The organism is Nostoc sp. NMS2 (assembly GCF_017115105.1).
Classification (GTDB): Bacteria; Cyanobacteriota; Cyanobacteriia; order Cyanobacteriales; family Nostocaceae; genus Nostoc.
In genome coordinates, this window is record NZ_JABXKH010000046.1 from 38673 (window position 1) to 51927 (window position 13255).

The window sequence follows — 13255 nt, forward strand, 5'->3', positions numbered from 1 at the left end:
TAGGACTCACGGACAAAATCTGCTTATCTCCTCAAAAGAGATCAGTGCAAAGCAGAAAGGGGTGAGATGTAGTTATATCTACACTTAGTTCAAACAGAGCCTATTTTCCGGAATCCGGCTCGGCTGACTTGGGTAGTATATCAGCAGGATTAGGTGCAAGATATCATATCAAAAAAAATCCACACTTAGGATGTGGGCAATGTGTCAAACAATTGTTATCTTTCTTAATACGAAGGAACAAATGCTGGACACATACAAGTCCAATTATTATCCTATTTGGACTTTTACAAACGGTATAACCTTTAGGCGTTTTTTTCGGAGTTAACTATGAACCAACCAATGAAACTCTCCTTGGAACAGCAATTTAGCATCTGCTCTTTTGCCACTCAAGTACAGAATATGAGCCACGATCAAGCCAAAGACTTTTTGGTAAAGCTCTATGAGCAAATGGTAGTACGCGAGGCAACTTATCAGGAGCTTCTTAAGCACCAGTGGGGCTTAGATTCCGGTTCCACTATGGCATAGAGTCGTTCTACTGTCGCAGTGGACGACCTCCTTCTCTTGCTTGGTTCCAAGGAGGAAAAGAGCTGGGGATGTCGGGGCGTCAACTTCGATAAACAATTCCACAAGAGCGGGGCAAAAATTCAATTCACAAAATCAACTAACAACTAGTAAACTTTTCGACGGCACATCTGCTGGAGTCCAGACATAACTTTAGCTTTGAACGCTAAACTTACCGTTTATCTTAGCAAAACTTCTCTACTGTCTCTTTTGTCTAGTCTGAGAATTACACCTGCGTAAATTTACAACTTTCTGCAATATGTACACAAGAATATTTAGAGAGAATTTAGACAGCCTTGATTTGGCAGCTCGTGATTTCACCCTCTATACATATAACTAGAACTTACATCTTTATATATATTTTGTTTATAAAAGTTTACATTCTTTGAGTTAGCAACACTTGGCTACATATATTATGTGTAATATTAAGAAATTATTCCTAGCTAGAAAGATCGTATGGAGAATCTGTATCAATGCTTTCCAGTTTTGCCAGAATTTGAGGCTTAATTTTTTCGTACTCGCTTTTGAGTAAGCTTTTACTCATTTGCGGGTCGGCAGAAGACATCAATGTGTTGCTCATTGCGACCCACTCTTGCAGTCGTTGACGCTGGGCAGAAGCGACGCTGGAAGGCAAGATATGGGTACAGCGATTTGGTGTTTCTCGTGCAAAGAACAGCAGACGGTAGTAACCTGTGTGCTGTAATAATCGGGTAATTTCTTGACCAAGACTGGTTTTAAGATCGAGGTAGTAAGGTAGCCATTTTGCACCATGCTTGCGGTTGTAGATGACAGTAATCCATAGCAACATGGGATGGGGAATAGAGATGAAAAGAAATTGGTTATAGCGGGTACAGAGTAAGCGCTTCTGAATTTCTTCTTGCGGTAGCATCACCCATAGCGCTGGTAAAACCTCTCCATTGGTGTGAATGGACTGAGGAAACACAATATCGGCAATTGGTTTATTTTGGGGCCAGGAAATAGCACGAGCGATTTCATCGTTAGACAAGGATGCCCGCAAATCGGCTTTAGTCTTCTGTTCAAGCTCAGAACTAGCCGTAGTAGTAGGAATTAGGGCATAGCTATCTTGCTTAACTTTGCGTGTATGCTCAGGTTTTTCTAGAGATGCCAGAACTTTGAGGATTTCAGTGATACTTTGGGGGCGATCGCGTGCTACCTTAGCTAGACAACTCATCACCAAATTTTCGATTTCTTGTGGTAGTTCTAACCCAGGTGCAACCTCAGCAAAAGAACGTGGTTTTTGATAGTGATGTGTTTTATACCATGCTCCAAAAGAATGAGTTTGTGCCACCAGTGGCATTTTGCCTGTGAGCATCTCAAACATCATCACACCCAAACTATAAATATCAGCACGGTTGTCTAATTCCTTACCCTCCATCTGTTCGGGAGAAGAATAAGCCAATGTCCCCAAATAGAATTTTGTATGGTCGCCATCCGACTGTAATAACTTAGCAATACCAAAATCTAGAACCTTAACTAATTCTCCGAAACTGGGATCTTGAATCACCAGTATATTGCTTGGCTTGACATCCCGATGGATAATTGGGCAAATTGTGCCCTCAACTGGGATGCCATCATGAGCGCACTGTAACCCCAGGCTGAGTTGACGCGCCATACTCAGAAATCTTGGTAAGGGCAATCGTTGCTTACGAATAATATTGTTTAGGCTTTGTCCTTGTAGATATTCCATGACGTAGAACGGCGTGTTATTGTCATCTACGCCATAATCCATAACTCGGACAATATGGATACTTTTTTGCCCTAGTAAAGCACAGGTTTTTGCTTCTCGTTCAAAGCGGTCTTGCAATCGCATCTTTTCATTTTGAATTGATAGAGCGAGAAACTTAACCGCAACAGGTACACCTCCCAACAAAGTATCTTTAGCACGATAAACCCGACCCATTGCTCCAGTACCGATTAACTCTTGGAGTTGGTAGCGTTTGCTGAGTAAGCGACCAATGTTGGGGTCTGACATAGAGAATTTGAATCCAAAAGCAGGTTGTAAGTGTTTATGAGAAAAAGTGCATTCAAACCGATAGTAGTTTTAGTTTGCCCAATTTTGAGTAAATAGATAACTTTAGGATCTACCAAAAACCTTAATTAGAAAGTACCACACTCACTACAGAGTTATGATAACTGAGTGATGAGTCGGGGTTTTGAATAGCAATAAAAGAGCATCAGTGAACGAGATAAAGGCTTCCTGTCTAGCTTTTATCAGCCCCAAGCCATTGTATCTCGTAAAAAATGCTCTAGTTTGCTAGAATTTATAACATATCAAAAACTGATTTGTTACCCATTACATAGAGTTGAATTCGACGTTTGATAATATTGTTCAACCGGGAAATAAAAAAAGAAAAGATTTGTTGATTAACTATTATTTTGAGGCGTTGGTCAGTAAAACTTTTAGCGACTTCTACAGTTTTATCACTTGAACCACTTAGCTTGATTGACGTTCTAGGCTAACTTCCATTGTATTGGTTAAAAAATGACCAGCCAAGATACCACTACTTAGGTAATATCTATCTTCTGAAATCCGGTGTAGGGTTTCAAAGCCACTACGACGCTGACGATCGCCAAGTACCCAGTAACGCTGCACAATAGTATCTAAACCAATCCAGCCTTCACCTTCAACTTGCCCCAAAATATTATGTTGTAGTAAAAAAGTATACTGACGCTCTCCCTCATGCAGTCGTCCTTTGTATTGTAGAGAGATTTCTGAGCGATCGCTACCAGGAAATATTAGCTTTGTAGCCATAGTAAACCAGTTATCTCGATTCCAAGCTACCAAGGTCATACCCTTGACGCTGATTGGCAGACCATTTCGTTCTAGCCAATTTCCTTGCATTGCCCAGCGTCCTGGTTCCAATAAAAAAGTATGAGCCACCTTATATATTCCCTGTCTTGATCGAGTGCCGCCAAGATTACAGTTATAGCAGTGCTGAGTTGTCAGTGCTGAGTGAAGAATGAAGAAATTTTTTATTGTTCTGGTTTCATAATTCAGGACTGACTTTGGTGAATTTCTCCCAAAAGCACTTCTTGAGGTGCCCCAGTTGCAGTAGGTAGATTGCCGGGAATGCCCAAATGCCGCCAGTAGGCTAAAACTGCAAAAGCGATCGCTTCTTTAAAATCTGCACTTAATCCAACTTCATCTGTAGTCAATACTGGGATTGATGCGAACAATAACTCTAATCGACGTTTCAAATAGAGATTGCGACTACCACCACCACATAATAGTACCCGTTGTGGCATTTCTGGCAAAAAAGTGCGGTAACTATGAACAATTGAAGCAGCTGTAAGTTCCGTCAGAGTTGCCAGTATATCAGCAGCATTGAGTTGGTATTCTTGGGCATCTTTTAAACACTGATGTAGGTAAGTCACACCAAATAACTCTCGACCGGTAGATTTTGGCGGTGGCAGATGAAAGTAATCTTGGTTGAGCCATTGTTCTACCAAAGGATGGCAAGGAGTACCACTTGCTGCCCAATTGCCATTTTCATCGTAAGTTTTAGCACCAGCGCTTAAATGCTCCACCGCCAGATCCAACAGACTATTTCCTGGGCCAGTATCCCAAGCGCGAATTTTTGAGAGCCAATCGCCATGCCGAGGCGGAATATAAGCTACATTACCTATGCCACCAATGTTTTGAATACAACGCCCTTCTTCAGGATGACTGAGCAAATAGGCATCTACTCTGGGCACGAGAGGCGCACCATGGCCGCCAATAGCAATATCAGCAACCCGAAAGTTGCTCATAGTTGTAATGCCCGTAAGATGGGCAATTAATGCACCGCGCCCTAGTTGGAGACTATAACCCAAGAGAGTGCTGTTAGCGGGAGCGGGACGTTTAGCCCGTGAGGAGTGAGAAGTGAGCATTTCTCTCCCTCTGCTCCCCTGCTCCCCTGCTCCCCCTGCTCCCCCTCTTCCCCCAGGTGGGCGATGATAAACTGTCTGACCGTGAGAGCCAATGAGAGTAGCTGGCTGATGACCAATTTGAATATTTTGGGCGGCTTGGGCGAAGACCTGGGCGATCGCATCATCTATTTCTGCCAATTCTGCCATTGAGATGGCAACGCCTGCACCAACTGCTAGTATTTTTTCTCTGAGTTCAGATGGATAAGGATATGTTTTCCCGGCTAGTAATTCAACTTTAAGATCCAATTCCGTACCGGAAATCTCTACCAACACAGCGTCTATGCCATCTACGGATGTGCCACTAATTAAACCGATAACGCAAGTAGAGACAGCTTCTTTAGTCGGATGCATTGATAAAGATTCTTTTATGAATTGCAAGAGGTAATTCGATACGCTTCGGTTAACGTTTCAATATTTTCAGTATCCCCCAAACTCACCTTCAAAAGGGGTATTCATAACCCTTTTTACTCCCTTTTGAAGGGAGTCGATATAAGCGGGGGATCTTAACCGAAGCTTATAGAGAGGTAGTTTAGTTCATGTTACTACCCATGTCAAAAAATTCAGGTGACATAGGTAAACAGAGGAAGGGAAGAATATCAAAGCCAATAGCAAGAGATATCGGCATTAACCAGTCTACAGACTTAACTTGGGATAGAACTGATCCAATACGGTTCAGTTAAGGATTTTTTCGAGAATCACAGCAGTGTAGAGACGTTGCAATGCAACGTCTCTACAGAACAAGGGTTTTAGTTTTATCTGAACCGTATTGAGAACTGATCCTAAAGCCAAGGTCTTAAGAATCGATATTAGGACTTACGCATTGCCAGGAAAGACCAAGTATAGATGATTTGAAAACCAGATCCGTCATCGGGGCAATTCATGAATTATCCCTACGACGCGGGTCTATTTACCATCAATGAATGATTAATAAAAACCTGAAACGACGTAAATACGTTGATGCACAACATGATTCTTTTGTATAGTGCGTAAGTCCTAGATATGATAGAAAAGTAAATAAAATTTACAAAATATTTATCGAATGGTATTTCAATCATCTGGCTTGTCCAAGGTCAAAGACTCAATAACACAAAAAATCTTCTTGGGTAATGAACCAAATGCGGAATTAGTTGCAATTCTCACCGTTTACTTTGTCCAAGGAATTTTAGGGCTATCGCGTCTAGCTGTGAGCTTTTTCCTCAAAGATGAACTGCTGCTGAGTCCAGTCCAGGTGTCGGCGCTATTGGGAATTGTCTTCCTACCTTGGATGATTAAGCCGGTGTTTGGTTTTATCTCTGATGGCTTGCCTATATTTGGTTATCGTCGTCGTCCTTACTTGATTTTATCTGGGATACTGGGAACTGCTTCCTGGATGAGTTTGGCCACAGTAGTTTATACTAGCTGGGCGGCTACGTTAGCGATCGCTCTTAGTTCTCTTAGTGTCGCTATGAGTGACGTGATAGTTGACTCGCTAGTTGTGGAACGTGCCAGAGGCGAATCCCAAGCAAAAGCCGGTTCACTACAATCTCTATGCTGGGGTGCTTCTGCGATCGGAGGTTTAATAACAGCATACTTTAGCGGTCTGCTGCTTCAATACTTTACTACCCGTACTGTCTTTGGAATTACCGCTTTATTCCCTCTCATTGTCTCAGGGGTAGCTTGGTTAATTGCTGAGTCCCCCGTTAGTAAAGATACTAATGAGAGTAATCAAACTAACCCTTTACCAATCAAACATCAACTGAAGCAGCTACGCCAAGCCATTACCCAAAAAACAATTTGGCTACCAACAGCTTTTGTCTTCATCTGGCAAGCTACTCCAAATGCTGAATCAGCCTTTTTCTACTTCTCTACCAACGAACTCCACTTTGAACCAGAATTTTTGGGGCGGGTAAACTTAGTAACAAGTTTCGCTTCTTTAGCAGGTGTTTGGATTTTTCAACGTTTCCTCAAAAGCATCCCTTTTCGTGTGATTTTCGCTTGGAGTACCGTCCTTTCTTCAATGTTAGGGATGACGATGCTGTTGTTAGTGACTCACACAAATAGGCTGTTGGGTATAGATGACCACTGGTTTAGTTTAGGTGATAGTCTTATTCTCACTGTCATGGGCAAAATTGCCTTTATGCAAGTGATGGTTCTAGCAGCAAGGCTTTGTCCCTCTGGAGTGGAAGCAACGTTATTTGCCTTGTTGATGTCGGTATTTAATTCAGCCGGAACAGTTTCCCAAGCATTGGGGGCATTAATCACCTATTGGCTGGGGATCACTGCAACTAACTTTGATTCCCTTTGGCTATTGGTGATAATTACTAACCTTAGTACGCTGTTACCCCTACCATTTATCAACTGGCTACCTGCTGCTGAAGAGCAAGCTGAGACATCCAAAGATGGGGAACAACCGTTTTTGCCTGATTTGATGTCTGAGTTGGTACTGAGAGAACCAGAGTCGGAAATAGTGGAATAGTGTTAGAACTTACGCATCATCAAACACTGTAGGGGCAATTCATGAATTGCCCCTACATGAGAATCAGGGTTAAGTAAGCTATTGTTTCCGTAAGTCTTGAGTGTAATGAATCTCATGTAACGGAATTCTTTGTCAGCTGCTACATATTTTCGTTCAAGGTAACAATAAAAAACAAAGCTTATGCATTTTAAAAGTCAAGAGAGCTTAGTTACAGAAAAATCTTATACTCGTGCAGATTGGCAAGGAGGATATCAATCTCTCACCCAAGAATTTGATTATTGGATTGATGATATAGAAGGGCAAATTCCCAAAGAATTAGAAGGTACGTTGTTTAGAAATGGCCCAGGTTTGCTGGATGTGAATGGGCAATATCTTCATCACCCGTTTGATGGAGATGGGATGATTAGCAAAATTACCTTTACCAACGGACGTGCCCATTTTCGCAACCGCTTTGTCCGTACAACTGGGTATTTGGCAGAACAAAAGGCGGGAAAAATTCTCTATCGCGGTACTTTTGGTACTCAAAAACCCGGCGGTTGGCTAGCTAATATCTTTGACTTCAAACTCAAAAATATCGCTAATACAAATGTTATCTATTGGGGTGGTAAACTGCTAGCCCTGTGGGAAGCTTCTGAAGCATATCGCCTCGACCCCTACACTCTTGAAACTTTGGGGAATGAATATTTTAATGGTGCTTTGTCAACAGGTGAAGCTTTCGCTGCCCATCCCCGCTTGGAAAAGAATTGTGAACAAGATGGGGGCGAACCTTGCCTAGTAAATTTCTCGGTTAAGCCAGGATTGTCTACCACCATTACTATTTTCGAGCTAAACTTAGTGGGTGAAATTGTTAGACAGGAAACTTATAAGGTTGCCGGTTTCTGTTTCATTCACGATTTTGTTATTACTCCCAATTACTGCATCTTCTTTCAAAATCCTGTTACATTTAATCCCATACCTTTCGCCTTGGGAATCCGTACGGCGGGAGAATGTATTAAATTTCAACCAAATCAGCCAACTAAAATTCTAATTATTCCCCGCTTCCCCAAAGAGGGGCAAGAAAAGATAAAATTTCTGGAAACTCAGTCGGGTTTTGTCTTTCACCATGTTAATGCTTTTGAGGTAGGAGACGAAGTTTTGATTGATTCTATTTGCTATCAAGATTTACTAAAAGTGAAACCTAAAAGCGATTTTCGACAAGTTGATTTTGAAGGTTCTTCACCTGGGCAACTTTGGCGATTTTATCTGAATCTCAAGAATGGGACAGTCCGGCGAGAATTAATTGATAGTCGCTGTTGTGAATTTCCCAGCATCCATCCGGCAAATGTGGGACGCTCTTATCGATATCTATATATAGGTGCGGCTCATGCAGAGAGTGGTAATGCTCCCTTACAAGCATTGTTGAAAATTGATTTAGAGTCTGGAGAAAGACAACTTTGGAGTGCTGCACCCCGTGGTTTTGTCGGTGAACCGATTTTTGTCCCGCGCCCAGATTCTGAAAAGGAAGATGATGGTTGGGTATTAGCTTTGGTTTATGATGCTGCCCATCACTGCTCAGATTTGGTAATTTTGGATGCTAGTGATTTCTCTAAAGGAGCGATCGCCCGGCTACATCTTAAGCATCATATCCCTTATGGTCTGCATGGGAGCTTTACTTCTGAAGTTTTTGAGGAAATTTGATCCCCTATTTCGGTGAAACCATTTTTTCGCTGGCAATGATATGCAAATCGATATTTTTGAGCAAGCGCACTAATTTTTGCGTCAAAGATCCTTTGAGGAGCATAAGCCAGCGCGATCGCTGACTCTCTCCAATTACAATTTGAGTAATCCGATATTTCTCGGCGACTTGGGCGATCGCATTAGCTACGTTACTGTTGGTAACACGAAGAAAAGTACCTTCAAATTCGTTACAGAGTTTCTCACAAGTGTGGATGTGTAGGCTTTCCTCCTTAGTGAGGAACCGTTCTGGTTCGGCAACGAACAAGGTATAAATCGGCGCGTTCATATAGTTAGCCAGTCTCGCACCCCGGCGTAACAACTGGACTGAGTTGGGATAAGTAGATATGCAGACTAAAACCCGCTCGTGAATATTACAAAATTGCCCATTGGGAGAAGTAGCGATTGCATTTCCTTCTACGTTATCTGCTACCTCGCGCAAAGCCAACTCCCGTAAAGCAATCAGGTTACGGCGTTGGAAAAAATTATCGAGGGATTGTTGGATTTTTTCGGATGCATAAATCTTGCCTTCTAATAACCGTTCTTGTAGCGTTTCCGGCGTAACATCCACTACCAATATTTCATCAGCTTCATCCAGAATCTTGTCAGGAACACGCTCACGGACGACTACACCAGTAATTCTGGCTACTAAGTCATTGAGACTTTCCAAATGTTGTACATTCATTGTGGAGTAGACATCAATACCTGCTGCCAAAACTACTTCTACATCTTCGTAGCGTTTTTCGCGTGGGGAACCAGGGACATTGGTATGGGCAAGTTCATCGATTAAGACTAATTGGGGCGATCGCTTTAAAATAGCATCTGTATCCATATCCGTTAGCGTCAACTCACCACGAGGATATTGCTTACGGGGTAAAATCTCCAGTCCTTCTGCCTTCTCCTCTGTATCCTTACGTCCGTGGGTTTCCAAAAGCCCAACGATAACATCAATTCCTTCTTGTTTGAATGCGTGTCCCTCTTCTAGCATCCGATAGGTTTTCCCTACTCCAGGAGCCATGCCAATAAATATTTTATGCTTACCCCGCCGTCGTGCCGGATAAAGCGAGTAACTTCCAGAATTTAAAGGTGCAGTGCCATTCAAACTAGTATTGGTCATTTGTCCTTTGTCATTTGTCATTGATAAGGATTTTAAGCATATTTTCGCTTATTCCCGCCCACTTACTTAGTACTCCTACTTCATCGGAAACGAAAACAGCGCTTTACTCATGCCCAATACTTCGACTTACCTCGACTTCGCCCTTCGGCTACGCTCAGGACAGGCTCGGTACAAGTCGCTCAGTACAAGTGCCCAATGCCCAATTTCCAATTCCCATTTACTGATTTTGCTGACGATTAATATCTTGCAAGTCAAGAGCATAATTCAATCGGAGAACATTGACTCCCGGCTCACCAAAAATCCATAAAAATCTGCCATCGGTATACTTGTTAATTAAACGTAGGATCTCATCTTCTTTGACTCCCCGCGCACCAGCAACCCGCGTCAATTGCTGCCGTGCTGCTTTGAAAGAAATGTGGGGATCTAAGCCAGAAGCAGACGTATAAATCATATCAGCGATCGGTTGAAGATTTTCGTCTCGTAATTCATTTGCCTGTTCTAGAATCCGCTTTAGTAGCTCTGGATTGCTAGCAGCAAGATTGCTGGCTCCAGATATGCCAGTTGGCTTGGCTTTTTTTCCTTGGCTATATCTAACAGTACTGGGACGAGGATGGAAATATCGCTCAGATGTGAACAACTGACCTATCAAAGCTGAACCAATTGGTTCATTATTTAGATTCAGCATAATGCTGCCATTGGCTTGATAGGGCAAAAAAACTTGACCCACTACAAGAATGATCAGAGGATAGATGATTGCAGTCAACAACCAAAGCATTAGAGTTATAAAAACTGCTCTGATAGTTTCTCGAATAATAGCCATAAAAACTTTTCCAATTATTACTAAAACTTAGTTTTTAATTTTTAATTTAATTTTTTTTACACAATCAGAACGATATTCAAAAATGCTGTTAGCAACAGCATAAATAACTGGGGCAATTACCACATTCAAGCACAGCAGGAGAAAAATAGCGAGTGGTGAGTGTTGTTTACGCAATTGTGACCAAACAAAGAACATCGCCTTTATTAGATTTATCGGCAGAAACTTTTCCCAAACATCGACCTGTTTATTCATATTCTTTTGGTTCCCTCTCTCAACAGATAAAAGTAAAAATGTTTATTATTTTACTTTGGTCAAAATGCGCTCGTTTCGCATCTCTACTTTTGCTATCCTTAAGCCAAGCCTACAAGTGTAATCAGTATGTCTATCAACTTAATGGCGATAAATGGCGCAATCACGCCACCTAAGCCATAAATTAAGATATTGCGTTGGACTAGCTGATTAGCTGTCAGTGGTCTAAACCGCACTCCCTTCAATGCCAAAGGAATCAAAGCGGGAATAATCAAAGCATTATAAATCAGCGCTGATAATACAGCAGACTTAGGGCTAGTCAAATTCATAATATTCAGGCTTTGCAGGTTAGCCGCGACAAATATCACTGGGATAATTGCAAAATATTTAGCAATATCATTAGCGATAGAAAATGTCATCAAAGCTCCGCGAGTAATCAACAATTGTTTACCAATGCTAATGATATCGATCAGCTTTGTGGGATCGGAGTCTAAATCAACCATGTTGGCGGCTTCTTTTGCAGCTTGCGTCCCTGTATTCATGGCAACGCCGACGTTAGCTTGGGCTAATGCGGGAGCATCGTTAGTCCCATCTCCCGTCATGGCAACTAGTTTACCTGCTGCTTGTTCCTTTTTAATGACGTTGATTTTGTCTTCTGGTGTGGCTTCAGCGATGAAGTCATCCACTCCAGCTTCTTTAGCAATGACAGAAGCTGTAATTTGATTGTCTCCAGTTAGCATGATGGTACGCACTCCCATGCGCCGCAGTTGCTCAAAGCGATCGCGGATACCAGGTTTAACTATATCTTTGAGATAAATAACCCCATAGATTTCGTTATCTAGGCTAACTGCTAGGGGTGTACCTCCTAAGCGAGAAACTCGTTCGTAAGCAGCATCCAATTCTGGCGTATCGTGTCGTCCGTTGCGAGAACGGACAAATCCTTTAATGGCTTCTACTGCTCCCTTCCTTGCCTCATACCCACCAGGTAAGTTAGTCCCACTCATCCGGGTTTTGGCAGAAAAATCAACTCCTTCTGCCTGGTTGGAGTCGAAATCAAACCGTGCTACTAGTTTTTCTGCCAGTCGAATAATGGATTTACCTTCTGGTGTATTGTCAAAGACACTAGCGGCCCAGGCTACATTAGCAATTTCCGATATTGAATGACCGTTGATAGGGATAAACTCTTCCGCCAAACGGTTGCCGAGGGTAATTGTACCTGTCTTATCAAGAACTAAAGTGTTGACATCACCACAGGCTTCGATTGCTCTTCCTGAAGTGGCAATGACGTTAAATTGGGCAACTCGATCCATACCAGCAATGCCGATGGTACTGAGTAAGCCGCCAATGGTTGTAGGAATTAATGCCACCAATAGGGCAATTAAAGTTGGCACGCTGACTGGACTGTTGACATAGTAAGCAAGTGCCGGCAGAGTTACCACCACTAACAAAAACACTAAGCTGAGAACTGCCAACAATACTGTCAGGGCAATTTCATTGGGTGTTTTGCTGCGTTCTGCCCCCTCTACTAAGGCAATCATCCGGTCAATAAAGCCTTTGCCTGGGTCAATAGTAATACGGATAATTAATTCATCTGAGATAATCCGCGTCCCACCAGTGACAGAACTGGAAACATCGGAGCCTGATTCTTTTAATACTGGTGCGGATTCTCCAGTAATTGCCGATTCATCTACTGAGGCCACACCCATAATTACCTCACCATCGCCGGGAATGATATCGCCAGCAACGACGTAGATGTTATCGCCCTTTTGAAGGCTAGTGGATGAAACTTCACTAATTGTGCCATCGGGAGCGAGTTTTTTAGCGATCGCTTCTGATTTCGTTAATCTCAAGGCATCAGCTTGAGCTTTACCCCGCCCTTCTGCCACTGCTTCGGCAAAATTGGCAAACCAAACTGTAAAAAATAAGATCCCCGACAATAAGCCATTGAAAAGTTGCGGGTTCTTTTGTCGGGCTGGGCCAAATAGGTTGGGATCAATCGTTAGCAATAGGATGATGATTGTCCCCACCCAAACCACAAATATTACTGGATTTTTGATTGCATACTTAGGGTTGAGCTTGACAAAAGCATCTCTGATTGCCCTTAAATACAGCCACTTAGTAATTTTTCTCGCCTTTTTACGTCCTTGACGGCGATCGCCAGAACGATGATTTGGCCGTCTAGCTCTGAAGTTAGTTGCCACTTGATTCATGAATAAAGTTAGGAGTAGAGACGCGATTAATCGCTTCTGTACAGGAATTAGGAGACGCGATTAATCGCGTCTGTACAGGAATTAGGAGTAGAGACGCGATTAATCGCGTCTGTTTCCAATAAAAAATAGATCCAAGCTGTAATGGCATGGCAAAGCTAAAATGTTGCATTAAATTTTCTTGTGGTGTAGGCATCTTGCCT

The 13255-nt window shown here is 42.4% G+C and carries 11 protein-coding genes; 3 read left to right on the forward strand and 8 right to left on the reverse strand.

Annotated features, from left to right (window positions below):
- Positions 1–327: 327 nt before the first annotated feature.
- The gene (locus HWQ36_RS07515; protein ID WP_041565841.1) at positions 328–525 is read left to right on the forward strand and encodes an NblA/ycf18 family protein; all 198 of its coding nucleotides are present in this window, start codon (positions 328–330) and stop codon (positions 523–525) included.
- A gap of 475 nt (positions 526–1000) precedes the next feature.
- Here HWQ36_RS07515 and HWQ36_RS07520 read toward each other — a convergent pair whose 3' ends face one another.
- The 3 genes from HWQ36_RS07520 to HWQ36_RS07530 all read right to left on the reverse strand — a co-directional run bounded on the left by HWQ36_RS07520 (position 1001) and on the right by HWQ36_RS07530 (position 4842).
- Complete coding sequence (locus HWQ36_RS07520) at positions 1001–2554, reverse strand: serine/threonine-protein kinase (RefSeq protein ID WP_292700035.1); 1554 nt, start codon at positions 2552–2554, stop codon at positions 1001–1003.
- 462 nt (positions 2555–3016) lie between these two features.
- Positions 3017–3463, reverse strand: coding sequence for a hypothetical protein (locus HWQ36_RS07525; protein WP_292700037.1), 447 nt, complete (start codon positions 3461–3463; stop codon positions 3017–3019).
- A gap of 113 nt (positions 3464–3576) precedes the next feature.
- A complete protein-coding gene (locus tag HWQ36_RS07530; protein ID WP_292700040.1) occupies positions 3577–4842 on the reverse strand; it encodes an anhydro-N-acetylmuramic acid kinase in 1266 nt (421 codons plus the stop codon).
- Between the two features lie 688 nt (positions 4843–5530).
- Between HWQ36_RS07530 and HWQ36_RS07535 the strand changes: the two genes are divergently transcribed.
- Together HWQ36_RS07535 and HWQ36_RS07540 are read left to right on the forward strand one after the other, a co-directional pair.
- A complete protein-coding gene (locus tag HWQ36_RS07535) occupies positions 5531–6946 on the forward strand; it encodes a folate/biopterin family MFS transporter (protein ID WP_292700043.1) in 1416 nt (471 codons plus the stop codon).
- Between the two features lie 180 nt (positions 6947–7126).
- Positions 7127–8623 (forward strand): carotenoid oxygenase family protein, encoded by a 1497-nt coding sequence (locus HWQ36_RS07540; protein WP_292700046.1) that lies wholly within the window; start codon positions 7127–7129, stop codon positions 8621–8623.
- A gap of 4 nt (positions 8624–8627) precedes the next feature.
- On the opposite strand, the gene HWQ36_RS07545 is transcribed toward HWQ36_RS07540, so the two are convergent.
- From HWQ36_RS07545 to HWQ36_RS07565, 5 genes are all read right to left on the reverse strand, one after another.
- Complete coding sequence (locus HWQ36_RS07545) at positions 8628–9776, reverse strand: universal stress protein (protein ID WP_292700049.1); 1149 nt, start codon at positions 9774–9776, stop codon at positions 8628–8630.
- A gap of 217 nt (positions 9777–9993) precedes the next feature.
- Positions 9994–10596, reverse strand: a complete 603-nt coding sequence (gene kdpC / locus HWQ36_RS07550; protein WP_292700052.1) for a K(+)-transporting ATPase subunit C — start codon at positions 10594–10596, stop codon at positions 9994–9996.
- 27 nt (positions 10597–10623) lie between these two features.
- A complete protein-coding gene (locus HWQ36_RS07555) occupies positions 10624–10848 on the reverse strand; it encodes a hypothetical protein (protein WP_292700055.1) in 225 nt (74 codons plus the stop codon).
- 98 nt (positions 10849–10946) lie between these two features.
- The gene (gene kdpB, locus HWQ36_RS07560; protein WP_292700057.1) at positions 10947–13055 is read right to left on the reverse strand and encodes a potassium-transporting ATPase subunit KdpB; all 2109 of its coding nucleotides are present in this window, start codon (positions 13053–13055) and stop codon (positions 10947–10949) included.
- Positions 13036–13248 carry a hypothetical protein gene (locus HWQ36_RS07565; RefSeq protein ID WP_292700060.1) on the reverse strand — a complete coding sequence of 71 codons (213 nt, stop codon included), beginning with the start codon at positions 13246–13248 and terminating at the stop codon, positions 13036–13038. Before HWQ36_RS07565 ends, kdpB begins: the two co-directional genes overlap by 20 nt.
- Between the last annotated feature and the right edge of the window lie 7 nt (positions 13249–13255).

What these genes read in the sequence shown, in the direction of transcription:
- HWQ36_RS07515 (WP_041565841.1), top strand. Translation starts at nt 328, where the DNA reads ATGAACCAACCAATGAAACTCTCCTTGGAACAGCAATTTAGCATCTGC.
- HWQ36_RS07520 (WP_292700035.1), bottom strand. Translation starts at nt 2,554, where the DNA reads ATGTCAGACCCCAACATTGGTCGCTTACTCAGCAAACGCTACCAACTC.
- HWQ36_RS07530 (WP_292700040.1), bottom strand. Translation starts at nt 4,842, where the DNA reads ATGCATCCGACTAAAGAAGCTGTCTCTACTTGCGTTATCGGTTTAATT.
- HWQ36_RS07535 (WP_292700043.1), top strand. Translation starts at nt 5,531, where the DNA reads ATGGTATTTCAATCATCTGGCTTGTCCAAGGTCAAAGACTCAATAACA.
- HWQ36_RS07540 (WP_292700046.1), top strand. Translation starts at nt 7,127, where the DNA reads ATGCATTTTAAAAGTCAAGAGAGCTTAGTTACAGAAAAATCTTATACT.
- HWQ36_RS07545 (WP_292700049.1), bottom strand. Translation starts at nt 9,776, where the DNA reads ATGACCAATACTAGTTTGAATGGCACTGCACCTTTAAATTCTGGAAGT.
- kdpC (WP_292700052.1), bottom strand. Translation starts at nt 10,596, where the DNA reads ATGGCTATTATTCGAGAAACTATCAGAGCAGTTTTTATAACTCTAATG.
- HWQ36_RS07555 (WP_292700055.1), bottom strand. Translation starts at nt 10,848, where the DNA reads ATGAATAAACAGGTCGATGTTTGGGAAAAGTTTCTGCCGATAAATCTA.
- kdpB (WP_292700057.1), bottom strand. Translation starts at nt 13,055, where the DNA reads ATGAATCAAGTGGCAACTAACTTCAGAGCTAGACGGCCAAATCATCGT.
- HWQ36_RS07565 (WP_292700060.1), bottom strand. Translation starts at nt 13,248, where the DNA reads ATGCCTACACCACAAGAAAATTTAATGCAACATTTTAGCTTTGCCATG.